General features: G+C 41.7%; 25 protein-coding genes. 17 read left to right on the forward strand and 8 right to left on the reverse strand.

Annotated features, from left to right (window positions below; genetic code table 11):
* Positions 1-75: 75 nt before the first annotated feature.
* Positions 76-1,194 carry a CAP domain-containing protein gene (locus ACH0BF_RS18510; protein ID WP_406909995.1) on the reverse strand — a complete coding sequence of 373 codons (1,119 nt, stop codon included), beginning with the start codon at positions 1,192-1,194 and terminating at the stop codon, positions 76-78.
* A 308-nt stretch (positions 1,195-1,502) separates the two neighbouring features.
* Here ACH0BF_RS18510 and ACH0BF_RS18515 point away from each other — a divergent pair, with 308 nt between their 5' ends.
* Genes ACH0BF_RS18515 through ACH0BF_RS18545 form a run of 7 tightly spaced genes read left to right on the forward strand, consistent with a single transcriptional unit; the run spans position 1,503 to position 3,919 of the window.
* Positions 1,503-1,724, forward strand: a complete 222-nt coding sequence (locus tag ACH0BF_RS18515; protein ID WP_120034846.1) for a spore germination protein — start codon at positions 1,503-1,505, stop codon at positions 1,722-1,724.
* A 26-nt stretch (positions 1,725-1,750) separates the two neighbouring features.
* Positions 1,751-1,963, forward strand: a complete 213-nt coding sequence (locus ACH0BF_RS18520) for a spore germination protein GerPB (RefSeq protein WP_340852270.1) — start codon at positions 1,751-1,753, stop codon at positions 1,961-1,963.
* 37 nt (positions 1,964-2,000) lie between these two features.
* Positions 2,001-2,627 (forward strand): spore germination protein GerPC, encoded by a 627-nt coding sequence (gerPC, locus tag ACH0BF_RS18525; RefSeq protein ID WP_340852271.1) that lies wholly within the window; start codon positions 2,001-2,003, stop codon positions 2,625-2,627.
* Complete coding sequence (locus tag ACH0BF_RS18530; RefSeq protein ID WP_340852273.1) at positions 2,624-2,800, forward strand: spore gernimation protein GerPD; 177 nt, start codon at positions 2,624-2,626, stop codon at positions 2,798-2,800. Before gerPC ends, ACH0BF_RS18530 begins: the two co-directional genes overlap by 4 nt.
* An 11-nt stretch (positions 2,801-2,811) precedes the next feature.
* Positions 2,812-3,180, forward strand: coding sequence for a spore germination protein GerPE (locus ACH0BF_RS18535; RefSeq protein ID WP_340852274.1), 369 nt, complete (start codon positions 2,812-2,814; stop codon positions 3,178-3,180).
* A 54-nt stretch (positions 3,181-3,234) separates the two neighbouring features.
* A complete protein-coding gene (locus ACH0BF_RS18540; RefSeq protein ID WP_340852276.1) occupies positions 3,235-3,453 on the forward strand; it encodes a spore germination protein in 219 nt (72 codons plus the stop codon).
* Positions 3,454-3,493: 40 nt separating this feature from the next.
* Positions 3,494-3,919: an Hsp20/alpha crystallin family protein gene (locus tag ACH0BF_RS18545; protein ID WP_340852277.1), complete on the forward strand. Its 426-nt coding sequence runs from the start codon at positions 3,494-3,496 to the stop codon at positions 3,917-3,919.
* 72 nt (positions 3,920-3,991) lie between these two features.
* Here ACH0BF_RS18545 and ACH0BF_RS18550 read toward each other — a convergent pair whose 3' ends face one another.
* Entirely contained in the window at positions 3,992-5,968 is a 1,977-nt protein-coding gene (locus ACH0BF_RS18550; RefSeq protein WP_340852280.1) for a methyl-accepting chemotaxis protein, read from the reverse strand.
* Between the two features lie 434 nt (positions 5,969-6,402).
* Here ACH0BF_RS18550 and ACH0BF_RS18555 point away from each other — a divergent pair, with 434 nt between their 5' ends.
* Positions 6,403-6,900, forward strand: a complete 498-nt coding sequence (locus tag ACH0BF_RS18555) for an SH3 domain-containing protein (protein ID WP_340852281.1) — start codon at positions 6,403-6,405, stop codon at positions 6,898-6,900.
* 68 nt (positions 6,901-6,968) lie between these two features.
* On the opposite strand, the gene ACH0BF_RS18560 is transcribed toward ACH0BF_RS18555, so the two are convergent.
* A complete protein-coding gene (locus tag ACH0BF_RS18560) occupies positions 6,969-8,369 on the reverse strand; it encodes a vWA domain-containing protein (protein WP_340852283.1) in 1,401 nt (466 codons plus the stop codon).
* 576 nt (positions 8,370-8,945) lie between these two features.
* Here ACH0BF_RS18560 and ACH0BF_RS18565 point away from each other — a divergent pair.
* The 3 genes from ACH0BF_RS18565 (at position 8,946) to ACH0BF_RS18575 (ending at position 13,698) form a co-directional block, all read left to right on the forward strand.
* Entirely contained in the window at positions 8,946-10,352 is a 1,407-nt protein-coding gene (locus ACH0BF_RS18565) for a sigma-54 interaction domain-containing protein (protein ID WP_406910004.1), read from the forward strand.
* A gap of 214 nt (positions 10,353-10,566) precedes the next feature.
* Complete coding sequence (locus ACH0BF_RS18570) at positions 10,567-12,069, forward strand: aminotransferase class I/II-fold pyridoxal phosphate-dependent enzyme (protein ID WP_120034828.1); 1,503 nt, start codon at positions 10,567-10,569, stop codon at positions 12,067-12,069.
* Positions 12,070-12,204: 135 nt separating this feature from the next.
* Positions 12,205-13,698 carry an amino acid permease gene (locus ACH0BF_RS18575; protein WP_340852289.1) on the forward strand — a complete coding sequence of 498 codons (1,494 nt, stop codon included), beginning with the start codon at positions 12,205-12,207 and terminating at the stop codon, positions 13,696-13,698.
* Between the two features lie 114 nt (positions 13,699-13,812).
* Here ACH0BF_RS18575 and chrA read toward each other — a convergent pair whose 3' ends face one another.
* Positions 13,813-14,355, reverse strand: coding sequence for a chromate efflux transporter ChrA (chrA, locus tag ACH0BF_RS18580; RefSeq protein WP_406909996.1), 543 nt, complete (start codon positions 14,353-14,355; stop codon positions 13,813-13,815).
* Positions 14,352-14,957: a chromate efflux transporter ChrB gene (chrB, locus tag ACH0BF_RS18585; protein WP_406909997.1), complete on the reverse strand. Its 606-nt coding sequence runs from the start codon at positions 14,955-14,957 to the stop codon at positions 14,352-14,354. The genes chrA and chrB overlap by 4 nt, the downstream gene beginning before the upstream one ends.
* A 279-nt stretch (positions 14,958-15,236) precedes the next feature.
* Here chrB and fmdA point away from each other — a divergent pair, with 279 nt between their 5' ends.
* Together fmdA and ACH0BF_RS18595 are read left to right on the forward strand one after the other, a co-directional pair.
* Complete coding sequence (fmdA, locus tag ACH0BF_RS18590; RefSeq protein WP_340852294.1) at positions 15,237-16,415, forward strand: formamidase; 1,179 nt, start codon at positions 15,237-15,239, stop codon at positions 16,413-16,415.
* Between the two features lie 12 nt (positions 16,416-16,427).
* Positions 16,428-16,700, forward strand: coding sequence for an FmdB family zinc ribbon protein (locus tag ACH0BF_RS18595; protein ID WP_406909998.1), 273 nt, complete (start codon positions 16,428-16,430; stop codon positions 16,698-16,700).
* A 60-nt stretch (positions 16,701-16,760) separates the two neighbouring features.
* Here ACH0BF_RS18595 and ACH0BF_RS18600 read toward each other — a convergent pair whose 3' ends face one another.
* Both ACH0BF_RS18600 and ACH0BF_RS18605 read right to left on the reverse strand, forming a co-directional pair.
* Positions 16,761-16,991: a hypothetical protein gene (locus ACH0BF_RS18600; RefSeq protein WP_259455615.1), complete on the reverse strand. Its 231-nt coding sequence runs from the start codon at positions 16,989-16,991 to the stop codon at positions 16,761-16,763.
* Positions 16,992-16,996: 5 nt separating this feature from the next.
* On the reverse strand, positions 16,997-17,317 hold the full coding sequence (locus ACH0BF_RS18605) for a YbjQ family protein (protein ID WP_120034816.1): 321 nt from the start codon (positions 17,315-17,317) through the stop codon (positions 16,997-16,999).
* 463 nt (positions 17,318-17,780) lie between these two features.
* Between ACH0BF_RS18605 and ACH0BF_RS18610 the strand changes: the two genes are divergently transcribed.
* The 3 genes from ACH0BF_RS18610 to ACH0BF_RS18620 all read left to right on the forward strand — a co-directional run bounded on the left by ACH0BF_RS18610 (position 17,781) and on the right by ACH0BF_RS18620 (position 22,019).
* The gene (locus ACH0BF_RS18610; protein WP_406909999.1) at positions 17,781-19,241 is read left to right on the forward strand and encodes an aldehyde dehydrogenase family protein; all 1,461 of its coding nucleotides are present in this window, start codon (positions 17,781-17,783) and stop codon (positions 19,239-19,241) included.
* A 222-nt stretch (positions 19,242-19,463) separates the two neighbouring features.
* Positions 19,464-20,018, forward strand: a complete 555-nt coding sequence (locus ACH0BF_RS18615) for a hypothetical protein (RefSeq protein ID WP_406910000.1) — start codon at positions 19,464-19,466, stop codon at positions 20,016-20,018.
* A gap of 507 nt (positions 20,019-20,525) precedes the next feature.
* Positions 20,526-22,019: an APC family permease gene (locus ACH0BF_RS18620; RefSeq protein ID WP_120034810.1), complete on the forward strand. Its 1,494-nt coding sequence runs from the start codon at positions 20,526-20,528 to the stop codon at positions 22,017-22,019.
* Positions 22,020-22,083: 64 nt separating this feature from the next.
* Here ACH0BF_RS18620 and ACH0BF_RS18625 read toward each other — a convergent pair whose 3' ends face one another.
* Complete coding sequence (locus tag ACH0BF_RS18625; protein ID WP_406910001.1) at positions 22,084-22,575, reverse strand: thioesterase family protein; 492 nt, start codon at positions 22,573-22,575, stop codon at positions 22,084-22,086.
* Between the two features lie 614 nt (positions 22,576-23,189).
* Between ACH0BF_RS18625 and ACH0BF_RS18630 the strand changes: the two genes are divergently transcribed.
* Positions 23,190-25,730: a bifunctional 2',3'-cyclic-nucleotide 2'-phosphodiesterase/3'-nucleotidase gene (locus tag ACH0BF_RS18630; protein ID WP_483879965.1), complete on the forward strand. Its 2,541-nt coding sequence runs from the start codon at positions 23,190-23,192 to the stop codon at positions 25,728-25,730.
* Positions 25,731-25,809 lie beyond the last annotated feature (79 nt).

The raw sequence follows: 25,809 nt of genomic DNA on the forward strand, positions 1-25,809 counted from the left end.
TCGCAAAGAAGTTTTCTATTTCGCAAAGAAGTTTTCTATTTCGCAAAGAAGTTTTCTATTTCGCAAAGAAGTTTTCTATTTCGCAAAGAAGTTTTCTGTATAGTAAGGCTGTGATTCCTTGTTAAAAGCCACGCCAACACCTAAAAACCGGTATTCAGGACGCAGGATGTTTTCACGGTGGCCGAGAGAATTCATTAACCCCTCATGGGCAAAAACACTGCTAAATTGCCCGTAAGCCAAATTTTCTCCCGCTGTTGTGAAAAAGATATGGTCGGCTTTCATCCGATCAAAGGGAGACTGGCCACGAAGGTTTGTGTGAGAAAAATAATTTTGCTTAGCCATGTCTGCGCTATGCTTTCTTGCGGTTTCTTTTACCAGATTGTTCCATGTTAAAATCGGGAGATGGTGATTGACACGGGCGGCATTCGTTAGATCGAATAATTGGTATTCCAATCCTTCTTTTAATTGTTCGCTCGCTTCTGCATAGAAAGCCGGCTTTTCCTGCTCCAGGTCGTTACTGATAATTTGAATAGCAGTCACTGTATTGTTTTCATGCTTATCATAAAAAATAGTGACATAACTATGATCAATCATGAACATGTCATACTCTTGATCGGTTTGGAGCTTCATGTAAACCAACCCTTTGCGAAGCTGGCTTAAAGGCTTTCCTAATTTCTGCAGAACGGTGTTTCTATCACTTCCAAGCTTAATTCCGCTGGCTGAAGCGATCAAATCTTGATTTGTATAAAGCCCTGCTACTTGATTGTTTTTATCATAGGCAACCATCAAAAAATTTTGGTAATCGGTATGATAAGTGTGCCACTCGACGCCATATTCATTATAGGAAGAACGCTGCGGAGTGCCAAGAATTTGCTCAGCCTTTTGCTTGCTTTCCTGAAGTTCAATGTTATGGATGGAAAAAGCTTGTTCAGCCGGCTTTGTTAAAGCGGGCTTTTCAACGTTCTCTCTTTGCGGGTCAGTAGCGGTTTCATCCGAGCCGATCAATTGAGACAGGCTCGCATACAGATTGTCGAGTGCTTCTGAAATATAAGGGTTTTCTTTAATCTGCTCAAGACTCGACTGAAGTTTATAAACGACCGGTGAATCATTATTCTTTGTAATCAGCTTTTCGATTGCAGGCCAGGAGAGGAATAAAATAGCTAAAACTATTAATGTATAAAAAAAGCTCCTCAATGCAGTAGCTTCCTTTCTTAATTAATTCTAATCCAGCAGTGAATGATTACTCCTTTATATTATAAATTTTGCCTGTTGTTTTTCACAGTTATATCTCTTTTCCAATTTTTTATTCTCTTGCCATTTGGAAAAAGAGGGTGTTCCATAGCACGTACATGAAAATGCAACAATTCTCTCATTTTTTCTCCTCCGGTTAATATATTAATGATAAGGAGAAAAAAGCCACAGCGCCTATAGACGTTTATCACATTTATTCCGTTTTTTCATACTTTACTAGTAGAATTGCTTTTTTAAAAGGGATGGGATAAATGCCAGCAATCGTAGGGGCGGTAAAAGTCATTAGTATAGGAAGCAGCAGTGTTTTTAATATTGGTGATGTGTATAACATTTCTCCGTCCAGCACAGCAAAAACCTTTGCTGGGGCGGGTTCCTTTAATACAGGGGATGGCATGAGAGTAAGAAATGATTATAGCTCAACGAATACGTATGATGCAGATGCGGCTGATTCCAATATTCAAACCGTTGTATAAGAGTACTCTTATAAGGGGGAGCGGGCATGAATTTTCACATTAACCAAAGCATCGTTATTCACAATTTAAAAATTGATGCCATTTCTAACTCTTCCTTTTTGCAAATTGGAAGTGCCGGCATTATTAAAGCTTTGTCCAATCTTTATAACACAGGAGGGTTTACTGAACCAGCTCCGCAGGCGGGACAGCAAACTCGACGGCCTTTCTTTGTCCCGCTTACTCCCCCGACCCGTTCTTGAAATGATACTTCAACTTTAGCTGTAAGGAGGAGATTGTATGTATTTTAATTATTCTCATATGATACATAGTCTCCAACAAATGCAACAATGGGTCAATGCCCAACAGCAGAGAATTACTCAGCTGGAAGCGAATGTTCAGCAGCTTCAACAAGAAGTTCAATCGTTAAAAAAAAACCAGTCCTCCAATATTGAACGGGTTGAATATAAATTCGATCAATTAAAAGTGGAAAGGCTGGAAGGAACGTTAAACATCGGCATTACCCCTCATGCCGGAGAAGGATCAATTGAAGACTTTTCCGTTGAACAAAATGACTTAATGGTACCGCCGATGAATCCGCAGCAGCGGCTGTTGTTGTTTGGGAACATCCAGCGGCAGGTGCATGAGTATTTAAATGGGGATTGTTATTCTGTTTTAAACACAATTGAGCAGCAAAAGAATCAGCCGTTAAATTCAGATTACCGGCAATATATTATTGATGATATTAAAAAGCAGATTGATTCGCGCATTCATTATTATCTAAATCAAATTAATATGAGCAATATAGGGGAAGAGCAGCTGGCAGAGATCGAAGGCAGAACAGTTAATAAAGTAAAGGAAGACATTCATAAAACTTATGATGAGTTTATTACACAACTGCCAAAGGAAGGGGGCTTTCTGACATGAATTTTACGGTCGTCAATAAAAATATTTGTGTGGATAATTTAATAATTGAAGGCGTGGCAAGTTCCTCTGTGGCTTTAGTTGGTGACACGGATGCAATTACGCTATCATCCATATTTGATACGCCGCCCGAGTCTTTTATTGTCGGGCCTTTGGTTCCGCTTTCTCCCGAATAGGAGGTGTTCCATTGTTTAAGAGAACATCTATCGTTAAAGATGCTCGGGTCATTACTGTATCTGATAGTTCAGTCTTTGAAATTGGCGACTCTGCTAACATGAAATTACGGAACAACGTGTTAGCTGTCCAGCGCCAGGCAGAGCTCTTTTTCGGGAATGAGGGCAACCTTAATGATTATCCTCTGTTTTCAAGGCCGATACCCATACCACAAATCAACGAGAACATTACTGTTACGAGATACAACCTTTCTCCTTTCATCCGTGTGAATCATATCAGTATAGTAGGGGTCGCTTCATCGAGTGTGCTGCATATCGGATCAACAGGGATAATAGATGCAGAAGCTAGAATCAAGCATATTAGACAGTTATTACACAGGTAAAGGCGGTAATGAATAGTTTAAATAAGAAGAATACAGATTGAAAAGGGTGTTCATATGCCTTCTATAGTGAGCGGACCATTTAAAGTAAATACCAATAGCGGCGTTTTGAATTTTGGCGATACGTTAAATATTTCTCCAAAAAGCATATTCAAAGAGGTGAGGGGTTCAGGTGGAGGAAATACAGGGGACTTCATGATGACAAATAATGGTATTAGCATCAGCACAGCAATGGACCCTGATATAGCGGACCAAACACAGGCTAATAATGCATAAATATTAACCCTCATTAACTCATAAAAAGTGGTGGATATCTATGGATAACTACTTTAATGGATGGGATGCTTTATTTAAAAAGTTTTTTGACGGGGAGGTGGAGGGGAAGTTCAACCAGTATTTTAAAGGAGCGGAAAACCAGCTGCGAGTGAACTTATATGAATCAAAAGATGAGCTCCTGTGTTTATTTCTCGTTCCAGGAGTTAAAAAGGTGGAAGATATCTGTTTAACAGTTAACGAAAAGATGTTGGAAGTCAGCTGTGATATCCATTTTGAGCACAGCAATTTTCGTGTGATTCAAGAGGAATTCAATGAAGGAACTTTTACACGCGTGATCAACTTGCCATTTTTGGTGAGAAAGGATCGGGTTGATGCATCTTACAAACGGGGACTGCTCGCTGTTCGCTTAGTACGTCTTCCGCCTAGCAATGAGAATCAAACGATTTCCATTAAAGACGAAGAGTAAATATATAAGTGTTGGGCGAAAAGACAGTCGTTGCTGCCTTTTTGCCCAACACTTTTTATAATGAAAAAACAATTAGTACTTAAAGGCGGAAATCAATTTTTGCAGTTCTTCGGCCATGGAGGATAGCGCCTTTGCGGAGGCGGAAATTTCCTCCATCGAAGCAAGCTGTTCCTCGGCTGATGCAGCCACATCCTCTGAAGTAGCCGCATTTTCTTTCGCAATAATCGCCAATTCATTTGTTGTATGAGTAACCTCTTGAACAGCTGCCGCCATTTGCTCAGCAGTAGCAGATACATCCTCCATTTGTGGAGTGATTTCTCTTGTACGTTGTAAAATTAGTTTAAACTTTTCAATTGCTTCATTTGATACGTTTACTCCGGCTTGCACATCGTCTGTAACACGAGCCATCACCTGCACGGAACTTTCTGTGTCTTTTTGTATGCCTTGGACGATGGAAAAGATTTCTCCCGCTGACTGTTGTGATTGTTCAGCGAGCTTCCGCACTTCGTCAGCTACGACGGCAAATCCTTTGCCCTGCTCACCTGCTCTTGCCGCTTCAATGGCTGCATTTAAAGCGAGCAAATTCGTTTGTTCTGCAATTCCGGTAATTACATCTAAAATGGAGCTGACCTCCTTAGAACGTTCGTGCAAGGAGTGAATCATTTCATTTGATTCTGTCACTGACGCACGAATGGAGTGCATTTGTTTGACGGTATTGGCAACAGCTTTTCCGCCTTCCTCCGCTTGAATGGTTGTATCATGGGCAAGCTCAGATACTTTTCCAGAACGATCAGCAATTTGAGAGACGCCTTCAGATATTTCTCGCAGGGAGAGGACATTCCGGTCAACACCAGACGTTTGTTTTTCCGCACTGCCCGCTACTTCTTGAATGGATGAGGCGACTTGTTCTGTGGCCGTGCTTGTTTGCTCGGCGCTTGCGGTTAACTCTTGTGAAGAGGCTGCTACTTGTTCTGCATTAGACTCAATCTTTTGAACTAACTGTCTGATGTTTTCTTGCATAATGTTGAATGCCCCCGCCAGCTGTCCGATTTCATCGTCTGACTGGACGCTCACCGGCTCTGTTAAGTCGCCTTTACTAACGGTGATTGCTTGCTCTTTTAGTCTCCTAAGCGGCTTAATAATTGACTTGATAATAAGGAAGACGATAGCTGCACCAATGATTGTCGCTATAAGAATGACGAGCAGTGTTTTTTGGAAGATAGGAGCGGCGGCAGCAGTGAATTCCGCTTGTTTGATCGTCCCGCCTATTTTCCAGCCGGTCAATTTGTTTGTTACAAAGCTCATCGTTTCTTCACTATCGCCGTCTCTATAATCAAACGTTCCTTTTGCTCCATTATACATCGTCTGATAAAAGGGTTTTTTCACTTGCTCACCAGCTTTAATAGAAGGGTGAGCTATCGCGGTCTGATCCTTGTCCAAAAGAAAAGCATAACCCTCTTTACCAATTTTCACTTGTTTGATTAGCCCTTGAATATAGTTCAAGTTAATATCGATGCCAATTACACCTGATCCGTCTTTTGTCGATTGCGAGATAGTAACAACCATGTCCCCTGTCGTTACATCAGGATAAGGTTTCGAGATAATTGTTTTTCCTTTTTTAGCCATCGATTCTTTATACCAGTCTCTCGTCCGCGGATCATAACTAGATGTATCCGTAATTACTGGCTCCTCGATGAACAAGCCAGTGTTTGTAGCAACATAGATACTGAAAACTTCAGGGTGTAATTTTGAATACTGCGCTAATTTTTGCCGAAGTGCAGGGCTGCTTTCCCCTTTATAAAAAGAAGAAGAGGTGCTTTGCGAAAAAACGTCAGCATCGTGGATCTTCGATTGAATGGTTTGATCGATTGAAGAGTTTAATAAGTCAATATTCTCGGAAAAGCCGTTGAGCATCTCCTGTTTTACCGCTTCTTTGGCTGTTCCATAAGAGAGCGTGCCAATAATAAGTGCCGGGATAATTAAAATGAGGGAAAAAGATAAAATTAATTTAGACCGGATGGTCCCAAAGTATGTAAAGACACTTTTCACTATGAATAACCTCTTTTCTACGATTGTCTATTCTTTTGGCGTTCAGGGTTAAAGATAAAGACAATTTTATATATCGGTAAGCAGCTGTAAACTTTTAATACACAGCAATTAAAAAACTTCATGTTAAGAGGAAGTAGAAAAATTTTAATTAAAGCGAAGGGGAAATAATATGTATAGTGAAACTACTTACCTCCTGTGATATAATTTTATGGGTCTTTAGTCTTGTTTATGGCGAATAGGAGGGAGTTTAATGAAGAAGATAGCCATCATGTTCACTGTGTCATTTTTGGCTTAATTGGCCTGTCGTTTCATTCACCGCAGGCAGCAGTAAACGGGCCAGGGCAGTATACTGTAAAAGTTGAGACAAAGTTAAATGTACGTGAAAGGCCGAGCCCAAAAGCAAGGGTAGTCGGTTCACTAAAAAAGGCGCTAGCGTGTATGTATATAATACAGAGCCCGGGGGATGGGCGAAAGTTAGATATAATAATAAAGTAGGTTATGTTTCTGCGGGATACCTTGTGCCTGCAAGCAGTGAAATAAGTACATTTAAAAAAGAAGCAGTTGCCACAGCCTCTCCCATTCTTCATGTAAGAGCCACTCCAAGTCCGAAAGCTAAGGTGATCGGCACACTAAAAAAGAGAGCGCCTGTTTATGTGTATGCAACTGACACGGCAGGCTGGTCGGAAATTAGATACAATGGCAAAAAAGCTTATGTTGGAACCAGTTATCTTACATTTAAAAGCCGATTGACATTAAAAGAAGCAGAAAAGCTTATTTTAAGTAGCGAGCCAGCACCCGATAAAGAGATTAAAATGAGTTACTACGAAGCGGAACGCGATGTCTATCGTGCAAAGGTAGGATTTAAAGGAACGCCATATGGGTATTACTTTCTCATTATAGACCCGGATAACGGAGCGATGAAGGCCGATTAAGTGGCAGGTCTCATTAAAAAAGGAGAAGCGCACACTAGCGCTTCTCCTTTTTAATGTATGGAATGAGTTTATTTTTTCCACTGATCTTTCCAGTCAGACACTTTCTGATCAATGATATTTTTGGCTTCTTCTAGTTTTTGTTTTTTCATTTTATATATTTGTTCAAAGTGATCGTTTCTTAGTCTATTCCTTTTTTCTATAATAGAAAGGACCTTCTCTTTTGTTTTGTCATCGATCAATTGTTGGTTGGATAAAAAATAAGTAGCATTTGCAATTCGGCTTTTTTCATAGTTGCTTAAATCAGTTAAGTGAACTTTATAATTAGTAAGCTCGCTTATTTTGTCTACATATTCATGAGCCGGCACGCCTTGTTTTCCAGCGATTTCAAACACAGAAGGACGCCATTTCTTTATTATCTGTGTTTCTAACTCCTCTTTATTTTTAACCGTAGCGTATTCACCGCCACCCGCTTCAGCTACAGCCTTTAATTGTTTTTGGCCGGGATCATCGACGTCAAACCCAATAATATGAACTTTAGCTTGAATGCTTTGTTCCTGTAACTTTTTCGCGGCCGCAATAGGATCGCCGCCACACGTTTCGATCCCGTCGCTCACAATATATACGCTATTGGCGTACTGATCAGAAGGGTAGGCAGAAAGAAGTTCGGCTGCTTTATTAATCGCACCGGCAAGCGGTGTCCATCCGCTTGCTTGAAAAGAGTCAGTCGCTTGCTGGAAGCTGGCCTTTTCGTATTTCGCCAATGGGAATATGGATTCAATGGCTTGACATGACTTGGCTTTATCGGCATCACTTCCAGTTCCAACGTGGCCATAAACGAGCAGAGAAACGTTCGTTCCCTCAGTGAGCTCGGCTGCAAATTGTTGAATCGCTGCTTTTGCTAGGTCCATTTTGACCCCACCTGGAACTTCCGCTTTCATGCTTCCGCTTGCATCTATGAGGATGAGGGCATTTGCCTGCTTTGGCGTTTCTGCTATCTCTACTGTGTCGGTTTTCTCAGTTGGCAATTCAGGGGCCCGAAAGCCGTGGGTGAAAGCGGTGAGCGGTTTATAAAATCTTTCATATTGACCCGACCCTAATGTATAAACAAGATAATTATAGACCTCCTCACTCGTTAAGTTCTTGTGCTTTTCAAAGTAATGACCAATTTCTTGTTCCATAATAGGCTTGAATGTTTCCTCATAAAAGTTACGGTACTTGAACCAGTCAATGGGCTTGACAGCCTCGATGTCTTCGTCAAAATGCTTTTTCATTAACCATCCAGCTTTCTGGGCAATCATTCCCTCAGCTGTTTCGGCTGCTTTAGGAATCTTTCCAGCTGGTGAACCGTTTGCTGCCGTTTTCGGCTCGGCTGGTTTGCTGTTTTCTGTAGAGCCAGAGCAAGCAGCTAGGAATATAAGACAAACCAGCAGGATCAAGAGCCGACTGTTTTTAATTATGGGTTTCTTCATCCTTCCTCCTCCTAAACAATTATTCTAATTATCATTATGGCAAAATGGGATAAATGAGACTAGAGGAAAAGGAAACAATTGGGACTTGTTCGGACCTGTCATGCTTGCGGCTTTAATATCATGTAAGATAAATATTAATAGGCGCTATTTCAGTTTTTTCTTGCTTAAAGAAAGGATTCCGTTCTTTTTGCAATATTCTTCTTTTTATGTGGAAATATAGAGCGAATGAAAATAAAAGAGATAGCTCAATTACCCATTAACATAGGGGTAGACAGATAGAATTCTTCTATTATAAAAGAAGGATAGTTAAACACATGGGCTGCTCGTGCTGGAAAATTAAACTGTACTTAAAGGCGGATAGTCATTATAATTGAAAAAGGATAATTACTAGAAATTGTAAAATAAAATGATAAAAAAGTTGTCTGGATAACCAGTACCTTGTCGAACTGAAGGAAAAGTGCCGAAAATCCGGCATGGAGATGACAGAAATCCGGCATTGATTATTTGCGGGTTATCTGTCTTAAAATGGAATAAAGCGGTTTTGTAAGCAAAGAAGGAGAATCGTTCAAAATGCTATTGAATATAACTGACACGAAAGAAATGAAAATGATTCAGGCTATTTTGGGCACGATTGATGAAGGCATTCACGCAGTAGATGCTAATGGCATAACAATTTTTTATAACCATGTGGCAGCTAAGCATGATGCTGTCGAGAGAGAGGAAGTGCTGGGCAAACATTTATTGGAAGCGTTTCCTTCCCTGTCGGCTTCTACCAGCACGTTAATGAAAGTCATTCAAACAGGAGAACCGATTTATAATCAACACCAGTCGTATTACAATATCCGCGGAATGCTGATCGATATGGTAAACACAACACTGCCGATTAAAGTGGATGGAGAACTGGTTGGAGCTGTTGAAATTGCTAAAGATTTAACGAAAGTAAAGCAATTGTCAGAGAAGCTTATTGATTTGCAGGCAAAGGTAGAAACGGCTCAGCGCCCTAAAAAGGAACGGCGCAGCCAAACAGGAGCAAAATATCATATTACAGACATTATCACAAATGATCCTGTTTGCGAACGTCTGAAAATAAAAGCGTTAAAGGTAGCATCGACTTCGTCACCTATATTGATATACGGGGAAACCGGAACAGGAAAAGAACTGCTCGTTCAGTCAATCCATAACGCATCCCCGCGCAAGTCTGAGGCGTTCATCGCTCAAAACTGTGCAGCTATTCCTTCTTCGCTGCTTGAAAGCATTTTGTTTGGAACAGCAAAAGGAAGCTATACCGGTGCTGTGGATCGGCCTGGCTTGTTTGAGCTTGCGGACGGGGGCACGCTGTTTTTAGATGAGATTAACTCGATGCCGCTTGATATTCAAGCAAAATTATTGCGGGTGCTAGAGAACGGAGTAATTCGCAGAATAGGTGGGACGAAAGAGCATGGAGTGAATGTTCGGATTATTGCGGCGATGAATGAGCCGGCAGACGTTTGTCTCCGTGAAAAAACACTGCGCTCCGACCTGTATTATCGTTTAAATGTAATCAATTTGCAGATTCCGCCGCTCAGGGATAGAAAGGGTGATCTTCCATTGCTGACGGATCACTTTATTCAGAAATATAACTTTCTCTTTGGCAAGCTCGTTACCAAGGTTGATGAAGAAGTCAAGGTCAGATTTAACCAGTATGACTGGCCGGGCAATGTCCGGGAATTAGAGCATGCGATTGAATCAGCGATGAACATTATGGACGGTGATTCAATTACAGTGGAGCATATTCCTATGCATATTGCAGGGGACACTCCAGCACCGGAAAGGACAAAACCCATTTCGCTGCAGCCGTTGCGGCAGGCGTTAATAGACACTGAAGAAAACTTAATCAGACAGGCACTAGCAGAGACAGAGGGCAATATACAAAAGGCTGCAAAGCTATTAGAAATCCCCCGGCAAACGCTGCAATATAAACTAACGAAGTTAAATATATTGTAGACCGCCGAATTTTCGGCGGTTTTTTATATGTTTTTATTAGATTCTTTCAATAAAATCTCTCATGCTCCCTCCGTTAATATTTAAATTTCCGCTCTATTACAGGGTTTATGAGAAGAGGTCTTTTTTTTGGCATAGAAATTGCTATAAAGAAAAACGGAATAGTTTATAGCAGAAGAACTGTCTGCTAACAAGTAAAAGTATTGGAGGAGAGAGAATGAATCTTACAATTACGAATATGTATGAAGCCCCTCATTCTAAAGTTGATCATACAGAGGCACCGCTTTATGAGGCCCTTTGTTTATATGAAGCAAGCAAGCGTACATCTATGCATGTGCCTGGACATAAAGACGGGCGGGTGTTTGACCGGGAAGCATTTGGCCGCTTTGAGAGCATATTAAAAATAGATGCAACTGAATCAGTAGGAATTGATGACTTGCATCATCCGACGGATTTTATCGCTGATGCTCAAAATTTAGCAGCGGAAGCATTCGGAGCAGATCATACATTTTTCCTAGTAGGCGGAAGCACCATCGGAAACATCGGAGTAGCTCTCACTCTATGTGCGCCTGGAGAGAAAATTCTCGTTCAGCGCAATATGCATAAATCGGTGTTCCATGGTTTAATGCTGGCAGGTGCTCAGCCAATCTTTATCGCACCGGCTATTGAATCCACAACGAAAGTAGCGAAAGTATCTGATATTTACTACATTGAAAAAGCACTGGCGGAAAACCCGGATGTAAAAGGCGTTTGGATTACGAACCCTAACTACTATGGAATGAGTCAGGATATTACCCGTTTAGCTGAGACTTGCCACAAAGCGGGGGTGCCTCTCATTGTTGATGAAGCCCATGGAGCCCATTTTGGCCAATCGGAGGAAGTGCCACCGTCAGCTTTATCTAAAGGAGCAGATGTTGTTATACAATCTACGCATAAGATGCTTACAGCTATGACTATGGCTTCAATGCTTCATGTAAAAGGAGACCGTGTTTCCCGTGAGCGGCTGGCACAAGTGCTCGGAATGATTCAATCAACGAGCCCTTCCTATCCGTTACTTGCTTCTTTGGATCTGGCTCGACGTTATTTAGTGACAGAAGGACGTGCGCATTTAAAAGAAACAGTGAAACGTTTAGAGGAAAGACGTATGGCTCTTTCAGATGAGCTGCAAGCGCTTTCCATCTGGGAGGGAAGTCAAGAGGTTCATTATCGGGATCCGTTAAAATGGATTATCTCCTGCAACAATGAGGTGGTCTCTGGCTATCAGCTGCTGGATATGTTTTACGAGCAAGGCTGTACAGCAGAGATCAGCGATCCGCGCAATATTGTCTTTTTATTCTCATTGAATGAGGAACAAGAGGATATTGAGAAAGTAGTGGAAGCGATTAAAGCGATTGATCAAAAGCTACAGCAATGGGCAATGACGGAGCAGAAGGAGAAAGTAGAGACTGTTCTTTTTGCAGCGGAAGGCACATTATATAAGCAGGAAGTCTCTTTGCGAGATGCTTTTCACATGCCGCGCAAAAGAGTAGCTTTAGAAGACGCCGTTGGCTCTCTTTGCGGAGAAATGATTCTTCCTTATCCACCGGGAATTCCGTTGTTGACACCTGGGGAGGAAATTACTGCCACTCATGTACAAACGATTAAAGAGTTAAAGGAAATGGGAGCCTATTTTCAGAGTCCTTCCGACGATACATTAAAAACACTATACGTACTCAAATAGTTTGTTATTCAGCCAGCCGCTGCATCTGCAGGAAGCTGCGGCTGGTTAAATAAAAAGTATGAAGACTGGAATGCACATCCGAAGAATCCACAAGCAGAACATGACAGGTCCTCATAGAAAAAGGGGGAACAATGTATGCCAAATAACGCCTCTCAACCTACTATCTTGTCAACGAATGAGGCAAACAATCAGCTAGCACAAGAACCATCACAAGAGTTAAAACGAAGTTTAAAGTCAAGACATTTAACAATGATCGCACTTGGAGGAACAATCGGCACGGGCCTATTCCTCGCAAGCGGAAGTGCTATTCATACAGCAGGGCCGGGAGGAGCGCTCCTTGCTTATGGGGCAATTGGAATTATGGTTTATTTCGTAATGATCAGTCTTGCTGAAATGGCTGCTTTTTTGCCGGTAGCCGGTTCATTCAGCACTTATGCGACCCGCTTCGTAGATCCGGCATTGGGGTTTGCGCTCGGCTGGAATTACTGGTATAACTGGGCAATTACGATTGCTTCTGAGCTTGCTGCTGTAACATTAATTATGAAATTTTGGTTCCCAAACAGCCCTTCCATTCTTTGGAGCGGATTATGTTTAGCGGTTATCTTTCTATTAAACTATCTTTCTGTCAAAGGGTTTGGAGAGTCAGAATACTGGTTTTCAATGATAAAAGTAACGGCAGTCATTGTGTTTCTAATTACAGGGGTTTTGATGATTTTTGGTATTGTTGGTGGTGAATATATCGGCTTTAAAAACTTTACGATTGGAGATGCTCCATTCCACGGTGGATTCATGACGATTCTTGGGATCTTTATGGCGGCTGGTTACTCATTCCAGGGAACAGAGCTTTTCGGAGTAGCTGCCGGCGAAACAGATAACCCGTCTCGCGCTATTCCAAAAGCAGTTCGACAAGTGTTCTGGCGGATTTTGCTATTTTATATCTTTGCTATCCTTGTGATTAGTCTGATTATTCCGTATACAACGGCGAGTTTAGCAAGCGAGGATGTAACAGTCAGTCCCTTCACGCTTGTATTTGATCAGGCAGGCGTCGCTTTTGCAGCATCGGTCATGAATGCCATTATTTTAACATCTGTTTTATCGGCTGGAAGCTCTGGCATGTATGCTTCTACTCGGATGTTATGGGATTTAGCGAGAGAAGGAAAAGCACCGAAGTTTTTGGCTAGATTAGACCGTCGCGGTGTGCCGGTGAATGCTTTAATTATCACTTCTCTTGTTGGAACGCTGGCTTTCCTTGCTTCTTTCTTTGGTGATGGGGCAGTCTATATTTGGTTATTGAATGCATCAGGCATGTCCGGTTTTATTGCCTGGCTTGGAATCGCTGTCAGTCATTATCGTTTCCGCAGAGCTTATATGGCTCAAGGACATGACTTACGTGATTTGCCTTATCGGGCAAAGTGGTTTCCGTTTGGTCCGCTCTTTGCGCTTACACTTTGTACGATTGTTATCCTTGGACAAAATTACAGCGCTTTCACAAGCGGTACGATTGACTGGAACGGCGCGATTATTTCTTATATCGGTCTTCCATTATTCATTGTCGTTTGGCTTGGTTACAAAGTTGCGAAGAAAACAAAAGTGGTGCCGCTTGAAAAGTGTAATCTGAACAAGCCTTAATGAAGAGAAATAGCCTCTTAAATTGTGGAAGCGCTCACAAACCTTGATTGTTCATAAAGGTTAAGAAGAGAACCCCTGAATATAAAAATTCAGGGGTTCTTTTACAGTTATTAATTAGGAAGAAAAATGCGGCAATACTAATCCGCCATAAATAAAGGCGGCTACGATGACAATGGCAGGGTGGATTTTCCACTTTGTCATTGCCAGTAATGCAATGATTCCGATCAGAAGAGATTGCAAATAACCGATGGAGCTAAAAGATACGTGGCTAAACTCCCATGTCAGCAGGATCATCATTGTTGCAATGACCGGTTGAACGAGTAAGGTCATTCCTTTTACAACAGGAGACTGTTTAAATCGACTTAATATTTTAAGGAGAATGATAATAGCGATGGCGGAAGGAGCGACAGTAGCGAAAGTGGCTACTGCCAGTCCGAGCCAGCCAGCCTGCTGATAGCCGGCCAATGCGGCAATCTTAGTTGAAATGGGTCCGGGTAAGGCGTTGGCAACAGCCAGCATGTCTACAAATTGTTCATTGGTCATCCAGCCGTAGTGATCGACTACTTCCTGCTGCATCAGCGGAATGGATGCCGGGCCTCCGCCGTAACCGAGCAAGTTCGCAACAAAAAAGGCAGAAAACAATTGCCAAAAAATCATTCTGATCCCTCGCTATCTTGGTCTGTTTTAGGCTTCTTCCATTTGTGTTTAGCCCATCCGGAAAACTTGATGTGGACCGTGCCATAAGCTAAGAAAAGTATGATGACAACAGCCGGATGAGTATCCAGAATGGCAAGCAATAGGAAGGATAGAAGGCCGAACAACAAGCCGACGGCTTTTCCTAAACCTTTCCATGTTTTTGCGCAGAATTCGTAAGCCATCATGCCGAGCAAAACGGCAATGCCGGGCCGGACCGCTCCAATCATTCCTGAAATTACAGGAGATTCTTTCAGAGTATAGAGCACGCCCATTAGAGCGACTATGCCGACAGTGGTAGGAAAAATATGAGCGATCACAGCGATTGATGCACCAAGCGCACCTTTTTGCTGGTAGCCGAGGTGGGCAGCCATTTTTGTAGCAATCGGACCTGGCAAAGCATTAGCAAAGGCGAGGACTTCACCAAATTCTTCATCGCTGATCCACTTATAGCGTGTAACGGCTTCATGACGAAAAAGCGGAATGACCGAAGGGCCGCCTCCGTATCCTAAAATGCCCGTTCTTATCATAGCCGCAACAATATCGAAATACACTTTCCAATTCATCAGGCGTCCTCCTATCTTTAGAAAAGTCAGTACATAATTCTTATTGCTTCCTTTATAACATAAGACAAGCTATTATCTCTCCTCATTTATGCAAAATAATTATAACCATCTTAACAAATTGAGAAGGGAGAAGGGGAGTGGCTGCTTTTGGAAGGAATTTATAGTAATGTAAGCAAGGTGTAATAGTTTGAATAATTTGACTATTATTTTTCAACCAGTTAAAATGAAAACGCATACATATTTTGACTTCATAGATTAGTTGATTGAAGGGGGAACGACATGCCAAAAACGTTATTCAAACTTGACCTTAGCAAGCCAATGGAACAGCAGGCCCATCCTGGACACAATCGCTGGCATCCGGATATTCCAGCAGCTTTTTCAGTAGAGCCAGGAGAATCTTTTCGGATGGAGTGCAAAGATTGGACAGATGGCCAAATTAGCAATGATGACAATCCAAATGATATACGGGATGTTATTTTGCCGCGAGTGCATGTTTTAAGCGGACCTGTTTATGTCAATGGAGTGGAACCGGGAGACTTGCTTGTCGTAGATATTTTAGATATCGGTGCCTTTCCGGAATATGAATGGGGATTTAACGGAATATTCGCCAAGGAAAACGGCGGCAGCTTTTTAGTGGAGCACTTCCCAGAAGCAGCAAAATCTATCTGGGACTTTGAAGGAATTTATACCACTTCAAGACATGTACCGGGTGTGAAGTTTGCTGGGCTTATTCACCCTGGCTTAATCGGGGTAGCCCCTTCTATGGAGATGCTGCAGGAGTGGAATAGAAGGGAAAATGAGCTAAAGATGACGGACCCAGACCGTGTGCCGGAACTGGCCACTTCCCCGCAGGTTGAGCATGCAGTACTCGGTACGCTGAAAGGAGCAGAATTTGACCGGGTGGCTAAGGAAGGAGCTCGAACAGTTCCGCCAAGGGAAAACGGTGGGAACTGTGACATTAAAAACTTGTCCAAAGGCTCAAGGATCTTCTTCCCGGTGTTTGTAGACGGAGCTAAGTTATCAGTCGGAGATCTCCACTTTTCACAGGGGGACGGCGAGATTACTTTCTGCGGCGGAATTGAGATGGCGGGGTGGATTGATCTGAAGGTAGATGTGATTAAAGGCGGCATGGAGAAGTACAAAATTAAAGATAACCCTGTTTTTAAACCAGGTCCGGTTGAACCGCATTACTCAGACTATCTTGTATTTGAAGGAATTTCTGTAGATGAGTTTGATGGGAAACAGCATTACCTGGATGCTCATATTGCTTATCGCAGAGCTTGTTTAAATGCTATTGAGTATTTGAAAACGCTCGGTTATACGGGAGAACAGGCTTACATGCTCTTAAGTACGGCACCTGTTGAGGGACGAATCAGCGGAATCGTTGATATTCCGAATGCGTGCTGTACGGTTGCCATTCCGACAAAAATATTTGAAAAGGATATCGATCCGAAGTAAGGGGGAATGGCCTTGCCGAGTTATACGTTCAAATGCAATCAATGCGGTGAATTCACTTTATTTTTCAAGTCAATGTCGAGTTATAAAGGGACCTCATTATGCCCAAACTGCCAGCAGGAAGCGTCTCGGATATACTTACCTCCTAATTTATATGCTTATTCCCAAGAAGTGCGGACAAGAATTGAAAGAGGAATGGAGCCGCGCAGGGTAACGAGAGACGAATTAGGACCAAGACAAAGGAGAAAGCCGCCCCAGGTAAGCCGCCCATGGCAAGTGGGGCATTAATAGTTTAACGATAAGTAAATAAATAGACTCTGTGCTTCTTTTCAGGAAGCACAGAGTCTATTATTTTTCTTCTTTATAAAATCGTTCGCCTGTATCAGGGTGCATATAAACGACTAGCTTTTTCTTAGTTGTCGGGTCAAAGGACACTTCTTTTGTGCGCACAAATCCCTCTGGCACTTGCTGGCCGTGTTTCGTTTTAAAGCGACGATCCCAGATGAACCAGGAACCGATCACCAAAACAATGAGAGCAATCAGCTGCAAACCGTAAAAACCAATGATCCATTCCAGCATAGGTCTTATTCCTGTTCCACAGTAACAGCTGTCCCGTAAGCAACGATTTCGCTCATGTTTTGACCGATTTCTCCAGAGTCAAATCTCATCATAATAATAGCGTTGGCGTCCATAGCTTTGGCATTTTGAACCATGCGGTCCATTGCCTGTTTCCGCGCATCTTCTAGCATCTCTGTATACTGATTGATTTCTCCGCCCACAAGGCCTTTAAATGAAGCGACAATATCTTTTCCAATTCCCCGTGCTCTAACGGTTAAGCCAAACACAGGTCCTTTTATTTCAGTAACCTTATAGCCGGCAATTTTCTCTGTAGTCACAATGATCATCTGTCTCCACCCCTTATTCATAAATAGCTGTTCTCTTTTTATTGTACATGTTTTCTTATATGCCTGCTATGTCTGAGGAATGAATAAAGCATGAAAAAAGCGTCAAAGTTTCTTCTTTAACGCTCTCCAAAAGCAAATAAAAGTGGATGCATCGTTTGTATTTAAAGTACAAACGATGAATTTTTATTCATTTAAATCGATACTGGCCCCGCCTGCGCCAAATATCATGACAGCCACTGTTGCTGTCCAACCTACTATTTATTTTATAAGAAAACGTTTTCATTTTCAAGAGCCTATTTGTAATTTATTTAGAATGGTTGCATAAAAAACCATTCGTTTATAAAAGAGTAGTAGAGTATGAAGCGGAATGATCGTCCGCGGATGTTTAAATTTTTCTATCAGGGTAAAAACAAAAGAGTTATCATTTACATCGTTTGCTAAGGCATAACAAGGAGTGAAGCTCATGCCAATATTCGAACAATACAACAAAAGCTTTTTAAATGGTCAGTGGACAGAAGGGAAGAGCGAACGGGTTGGAAAGATTATTAATCCGTACGATGAATCAGAGATTGCTGCCGTCAAATTGGCGACAAAGGGGCAGGTAAAAGAAGCATTTGAAATAGCAAAGCAGGCTCAGAAAGAGTGGGCAAAGACAACAGCTGATGAGCGAAAAGCAGTTTTGAAGAAAGCAGCGGATTATTTGAGAGAACATAAGGAAGATGTTCAAAAGACAATAACTCGTGAAACAGGGGGAACGGCCGTAAAGGCAGGCGTAGAGATCGGTTTGACCACTGGGTTGCTTGAACAGGCTGTTAAATATGCAGGAGAACTAGATGAAATAAAAGAAATATCTGATCCGATTGAAGGGAAAGTGAACCATGTTCATCGCCTGCCGCTCGGTGTTATTTCCTCTATTTCGCCGTTTAACTTTCCAATGAACTTATCTATGCGGGCGATTGCTCCAGCTCTTGCCCTTGGCAATGCCGTTGTTCACAAGCCGGATTTACAAACAGGGCTTACTGGCGGTGTTATCTTGGCGAAAGCCTTTGAAGAAGCCGGCCTTCCTAAAGGCGTCTTTAATATGATCTTGACGGACCTTGAAGAAATAGGAAATGAGATGCTGGAAAATCCGATTCCGCGCTTAATCAGCTTTACAGGATCTACTCCGGTCGGAAAATTAATCGGTCGCATCGCGGGTGAAAACTTTAAGCGGGTAGCCCTTGAATTAGGCGGCAACAATCCGTTCGTTGTATTGTCAGATGCGGATGTAGATCGGGCAGTGGATGCGGCAATATTTGGAAAGTTTATCCATCAGGGGCAGATTTGCATGATTATTAATCGTTTGATCATTCATAAAGCTGTCTATGAGGAATTTAAGCAGAAATTTGTAGAGCGTGTGAAACAATTACCGGCGGGTGATCCAAGTGATCCAAATACAGTTATTGGCCCGTTAATGAATAAAAATCAATTAAATAAAGCGTTGCAGATTATCGAAAAAGCTAAGCAGAAAGGTGTGAACATTGCTTTAGAAGGAAGAGCGGAAGGCAACGTATTAACGCCGTTCGTTTTTTCAGAAGTAGATAATTCAAGCGAGCTTGCCCAGACAGAATTATTTGCCCCGATTGCCTCTCTTATTAAAGCAGAAACGGACGAGGAGGCAATTGAACTGGCTAATGATACACAGTATGGCTTAAGTTCAGCCATCTTTACGACGGACTTGGAGAAGGGGGAGCAGCTTGCTCTTCAAATTGATAGCGGCATGACTCATATTAATGATCAGACAGTGAATGACAGCCCGGTTGTTCCGTTTGGCGGCAACAAACAAAGCGGAATGGGCCGGTTCGGTTACCCGTGGGTCATTGAAGAGTTTACTGTTACTAAATGGGTTTCTCTGCAAACAAAGTATCGCACGTACCCTTTTTAGTAAACAACAGAACTGCGTCTTAATTGGTCATTGTGTACGACTATTGAGGCGCAGTTTTTTTACCTGCCACTATTTTTAGTTGTTGCTAATAAGAAGATAGGAAAAGGACTAAACACAGCTGTATGAGCATGAAAAGATAAAAAAAGCGACAGTTGTTCAACGTATAGGAATAGTGTTAAATATGAACAAGAACAGATAAGTTATGAATAAAAGAGGGATAGGATGAATAAAAAAATTAAAATAATAACGTATATCACTAATTTTGTTCCAGAATTAGGTTTTTTGACCGATCAGAAAAAGAACTTTGTAGCGATTTCCCATCCTTCGGCAGAACTGGCCGCACAAAAATTACTAAATCATGAGGAGGGAGATTATTTATCAGGATATATAAAAATTATAGATGATGATCAGGTCATTGTATCTGAAAAGGAGTGGACCGGAGAATTATTAGAAACATGGGCCGACCTCTCCTACATTGTGCTAGACAGAGCTAATGAGAAAAAATACCTTATTGAATTATTAGATAATCCTACTAAACTTTATTTAGTAAAAGAAGAGGAGGGGTATTTTTTTGAGATAGAGAAAGTCACTATGGAAAATAATAAAGAATTCATTCAATCATCCGTTATCGACACAGAAAAGCTGTTGGAGGCTATTTCTGTCAGCTATAAAGAATTTTTAACATTTTGTACGGAGAGAGCAGTAACATTTAGCGCAGAGTCACTCTTACATTCAAGCGTACAAACGTTAAAGTGCCTTCGAGATAAAAGGGCTTGAAAAGCTAGCTGGCCATCTTAAAACAATTTCCTATAAGAAAAGGATAAATAAAAGAGTGCTTTATCTGTAAAGTGGGCGCCACCTAAAAGAAGTAAAGAAAGCTTTTATAAAGTAGCTTACAGTGAATGACTAAAATAAATAATCATGAATATATTCATTATTATAACTATAAGTCGACTCTATAAGAGCGAAAAGCAGGAGAGGGTGACAACTATAGAAAGGTGGAGCCCGTCACTTATTAAAGTATCTCATAACGCTTATTAAAATGTTAAATCGTTAGTTGTAAAACTCTATAATATAGTAGGGATAAGAACAAGTCTTCACTTCAAATTACCTCGCATTGCTTCCTTTCACAAATACTATCACTGTGTCGATCCTGAATAAATACGTAATAAAAAAACTGAATATTTAATTTATTTTGAGGGTTATGCTCTGAGGGATGGTTATGTTTTTTCTGGTTAAACCTCTCTACGAGTTTAATTACTATAAATGAAGGAGGTTTTTTGCATGGAAGAAAGAACGCAGCTGGACAAGACGCTGAAACCGCACTGGGTTTGGGCGATTGCCCTAGGATCGGCAATCGGCTGGGGAAGCTTTGTCCTTCCGGCAGACTGGATGGCAAAGCCAGGGCCGATCGGGGCAGCCATCGGATTTGGGATTGGCGGGCTTCTCATGATTTTAATTGCAGTCAGTTACGGGTTTCTAATTAGGCATTTTCCAGTTTCAGGGGGAGAATTTGCTTACGCGTATCTTGGGTTTGGAAGGACGAATGCCTATATTTGCGGCTGGTTTTTAGTGCTCGGTTATATGAGTATTGTCGCTTTGAACGCGTCTGCTATGGCACTTTTATTTAAATTTACGATTCCTAAAGTAGCGATGAAAGGGCAGATGTATAGTATTGCTGGCTGGGATGTTTATTTTACTGAAGTGTTGATCGCAACGATTGCTTTGTGTGTGTTTGCCTGGCTCAATATTCGCGGTGCCTCTTTTTCTGGCCGGCTGCAGTTTATCTTTTGTGTCATTCTCGTGTTAGGAGTAGCAGCATTGGGAATCGGCATGTTTACGCATCCTGACTCATCTTTATCTCATTTGCAGCCGGCATTTAACCCGGAAATTCCAGCTTTATCGGCTATCCTGACAATTGTAGCCATTGCTCCTTTCGCCTTCGTTGGTTTTGACAACGTACCGCAATCAGCGGAAGAGTTTGATTTTCCTGCTAAAAAAGCGTTTTCGTTGATTGTGTGGGCTCTTGTTTTTGCTACGCTCATTTACGTGACCAATATTCTTTTCACTGCTGTTGGCATGCCATGGCAGGATTTGGTTGCCAAGCAGTCGATCTGGGGGACAGGAGACGTGGTTGCCGGGGCGTTTGGCAATATCGGTTTAATTGTTTTAGCGATTGCAATCTGCATGGGCATCTTTACGGGTTTAAACGGCTTTTATGTATCGGCAAGCCGTTTGCTGTTTGCCATGGCCCGTGCGAAAATATTGCCTGATGTATTCGGAAAGCTTCATCCAACCTATAGAACGCCTTATGCTGGTATCATTTTTACGATGATTATCTGTTTAGTTGCCCCGTGGTTTGGCAGACAGGTACTGCTTTGGATCGTTGATATGGCTTCTATTGGTGTAGCAGTTGCCTATTTTTATACTTGTTTTGCGGCTTATAAGTTTTTCAAATGGTCCGGAGACGAATCTGTTATCGAGGGAGCTGTTTCACCAGGAAAAAAATTATGCAGTTTACTCGGCGTTATTAGCAGTCTCTCTTTCGTTATCTTACTTGCTGTTCCGGGATCGCCAGCATTTATGGGAGGACCATCCTGGATAGCTTTACTCATTTGGCTGGCTATAGGGGTTCTATTTTACACAGTGTATGGGAAGTCGTACAAACAAATTCCGAAGAAAGAGCTTGATTATTACATTCTTGGCGAGCACAGCCACTTGGCTGATGGATTTAATCATCGGGCATCGGCTGATCCAGATGAGAAGATAGCGCCTTAAACAAGGCAAAGGCCAATTTCCGCTGCCAATCCAATTGGCATATGGAAATTGGCCTTTAATTACTTTAATGATCTTTTTGTTTATCTTTCCTGCGGATACCAATGGTTTGTCCAACTTCTTTTGGTCTGGGCAGTCCGGCTTGCTGTTCAGCCAGATGCTTGATTTTTTCAAACAGCTCATGTGGAAACGGGGCCGGCCGGCGTTGTTTTTGATCCATGCCCATGAGCATTTGCTCGCATGTTGCTGCCCGCTTTCCATTGCTGCCGAATAATTGAAAAAAGAAATGAACTCGCTTTTCATCGTAATCAAGTACCTGAAGAGAGACTTCGAATGCTTCATTTGGTTTCATCTCCGCCAAGTAGCAAATATGGCTTTCCAGCGTAAAAATTGTATATTGGTGTTTCCGACGAAATGCGTCATTAAAGCCCACCTCCTTCATCCAGTTAAATCCTGCCCAGCTGAAAACACGCGCATATTCAGCATCGTTCATATGTCCATTGTAGTCCAGCCACTCATCCTGTACGTGATCTTTGAGAATGATCCACTGCTTATCCATAAGCTACACCTTCTCCTTTCTAAGAAGCAGAGAAATTCTGATGATGTTTTCATAGTACCATAGGAAAATCCACGAAACAGCCAGCATGCATCGCTTGCAGGAAAGGTCAATTGCCAGATAATAAAGAGGGAAGGGTGGGTAAAATTAATAATGACAAAAGTATGGACGGGTGATAAAATAAATGAATATCTATTCATTGTTTAAGAAGAAGGAAAGTGGATGAGGATGAGAGTCACCAAGAAACGGAGGGGCAAAGTATCTTTGAGGCGGACACTGTTTGTTTTATATGCTATTCCAAAAGGGAAGGGCTAAAACTGTGTAGTTCACTTTTTCTTAGCACATTCGTCCAGATGGATCACTATGGCGTTTGTTTCCATTGTTCTTACCGTTTAATGGCGGTCATTTTTGATAACGCTTTCAATTTTTCGTGCTCTGTGATAATCTGCTGTCCTTCTTTTACTAGCTTGTGATAAATGAGTATGGCTGAGGGACACGAACAGCAAAAGTAAAAATTTAACTGAAATTATCATAATGTTTACATAAGTATAAAAATATTTACACTTTATATGCTATGATCAAAAAAAGGGAATAATTTATTCAGGGAGGGAACATGTATGGGAATCAACAAAGCGAAAAAGACAGCAGTGACAGCAGCTCTTGTGTTTGGGCTTGTTTTGCCAGCGAGCATGGAAAAACCAACTTATGCCAATGTATTGAATGAGGACATTGTTAAATTACGGTTGCTTGAAACGACAGACATCCATGTAAATGTCATGAACTACGATTACTATCAGGACAAGGAAGTGAATGATTACGGCCTAGCCCGCACAGCTTCCCTCATTAAAAAGGCGCGGACAGAAAGCAAAAACTCCATGCTGTTCGATAATGGAGATTTAATTCAAGGAAATCCGCTTGGTGATTATATTGCCAGAATTAAGGGGTTAAAAGAAGGCGATACTCATCCGGTATATAAAGCGATGAATCTGTTAGACTATGATGCTGGTAATATTGGCAACCATGAATTCAACTATGGACTTGATTTCTTGGGTACGTCATTAAAAGGCTCCGATTTCCCTTATGTAAATGCAAATGTGTACATAGATGACAAGGATAATAATCCGGACAACGATAAGAATTACTTCACTCCTTATCTATTACTCGATAAAAAAGTGATGGATGAAGATGGTGAAGAACATACGATCAAGGTAGGCGTTATTGGCTTTGTGCCGCCGCAAATTATGAACTGGGACAAGGCTAATCTTGAAGGCAAAGTAATTGCTAAAGATATTATAGAATCTGCGAAAAAATTTGTCCCTGAAATGAAAGAAAAAGGAGCAGATGTGATCGTTGCTATCCCCCATTCAGGACTTGGTACAATGGAAGAAGGAACGATGAAGGAAAACGCGACTTATGATTTAACGAAAGTAGAGGGAATTGATGCCGTTCTCTTTGGCCACTCTCACGGCGTGTTCCCAAGCAGCCAATATAAAGATCTTCCTGGAGCTGATATTGAAAAAGGAACCGTCAATGGCGTAGCGGCGGTAATGCCGGGATTCTGGGGCAGCCACCTTGGGGTAGTTGATCTTCAGTTACGGAAAGAAAATGGCAAATGGAAAGTTGCGGATGCTAAAGCAGAAACAAGGGGAATCGCAAATGCTGATGGCCAAGCAGCAGTAGATTCTGATAAAGACATTGTTAATGCTGTAAAGGACGATCATGAGGATACACTTGACTGGATACGGAGTGCAGTCGGCAAAACAACAGCACCGATTAATAGTTATTTTGCTCTTGTACAAGATGATCCGTCTGTTCAAATTGTTGCCAATGCTCAAAAATGGTATGTAGAAAAGTATATTAAAGGCACTGAATATGAAAACATTCCAGTTTTATCGGCTGCTGCACCGTTTAAAGCAGGCGCACGCATGGGAGCGAACTATTATACAGATATTCCGGCCGGGGATATTGCTATTAAAAATGTATCTGACCTGTATCTGTACCCTAATACATTAAGTGCGGTAATGGTTGATGGCTCCCAAGTGAAAGAATGGCTGGAAATGTCAGCTGGACAATTTAACCAGATTGATCCGTCCAAAGGAGAAGCACAAGAACTGATCAATAAAGATTTTCCAACTTATAACTTCGATACGCTCGATGGTGTCACCTATCAAGTGGATGTTGCCCAGCCTGCAAAATATGGAAAGGACGGCAAAGTTGTTAACGCAGATGCTAACCGCATTAAAAATCTGCGGTTCAACGGCAAGCCAATTGATCCAAAACAAAAATTCCTTGTCGCTACAAACAATTACCGTGCTGGCGGCGGCGGTAGCTTCCCTGGCCTTGACGGAAAAAATATCGCTGTTGCGACACCAGATGAAAGCAGAAGCATTCTAATTGATTACATTATGGAAGAAAAAGAAATTAATCCATCGGCTGACGGCAACTGGTCATTTGCTCCGCTTTCACAAAACGCTAAAGTAACATTTGAAAGCTCGCCAAATGCCAAAAAATTCATCGATGGATCTGATAAATTTGCATTTATCCAACAGCTTGATAGCGGGTTTGCTCAATACTCTATTAATATGAACGCAAAAGCGACGCAGCCGGGAGAAGAACCGCTTGTATTTAAGGATGTTCCAAAAGATCATTGGGCTTATGAATATATTCATGTATTAGCAGAGAAGGGAATCATTCTTGGGAAAAACGACAAAACCTTCGCTCCGCAAGCAAGCGTAAAAAGAGGAGAGTATGCGGCATTTTTAGCCCGGGCATTAAATTTAAAAGCGAAAAATGCTTCTCCATTTAAAGATGTGCCGGCTTCTATGGCAAAAGACGTCGCTGCTGTGTATGAAGCAGGCATCGTTTCCGGTGTAAGCAAAGATCGTTTTGCCCCTCATCAGCCGATCACGAGAGAACAGATGGCGGTCATGACTGTAAAAGCCTTGGAAGTAAAAACAGGGGAAAAATTCTCTGCCTCCAAGCCAGTCTCATTCAAAGACAAGAAGAACATTCATAAAGGCTTTGCCGATGAAATTGCTATAGCGACGGAGTTGGAGTTCATATCGGGCTATAAAAACAATTCGTTCCAACCGAAAAAATCAGCTAGTAGAGCTGAGGCAGCTAAAGTGATTTATTCTTTAGATCAATATAAACAATAATTCACTTCTACACATGAATAACTCTCTGTTAAAAACAATGATTTAACGCGTTTAATAAAAAGAACCGTACAAGGGCAAG

Source organism: Pseudobacillus sp. 179-B 2D1 NHS (genome assembly GCF_045370945.1).
Classification (GTDB): domain Bacteria; phylum Bacillota; class Bacilli; order Bacillales; family Domibacillaceae; genus Pseudobacillus.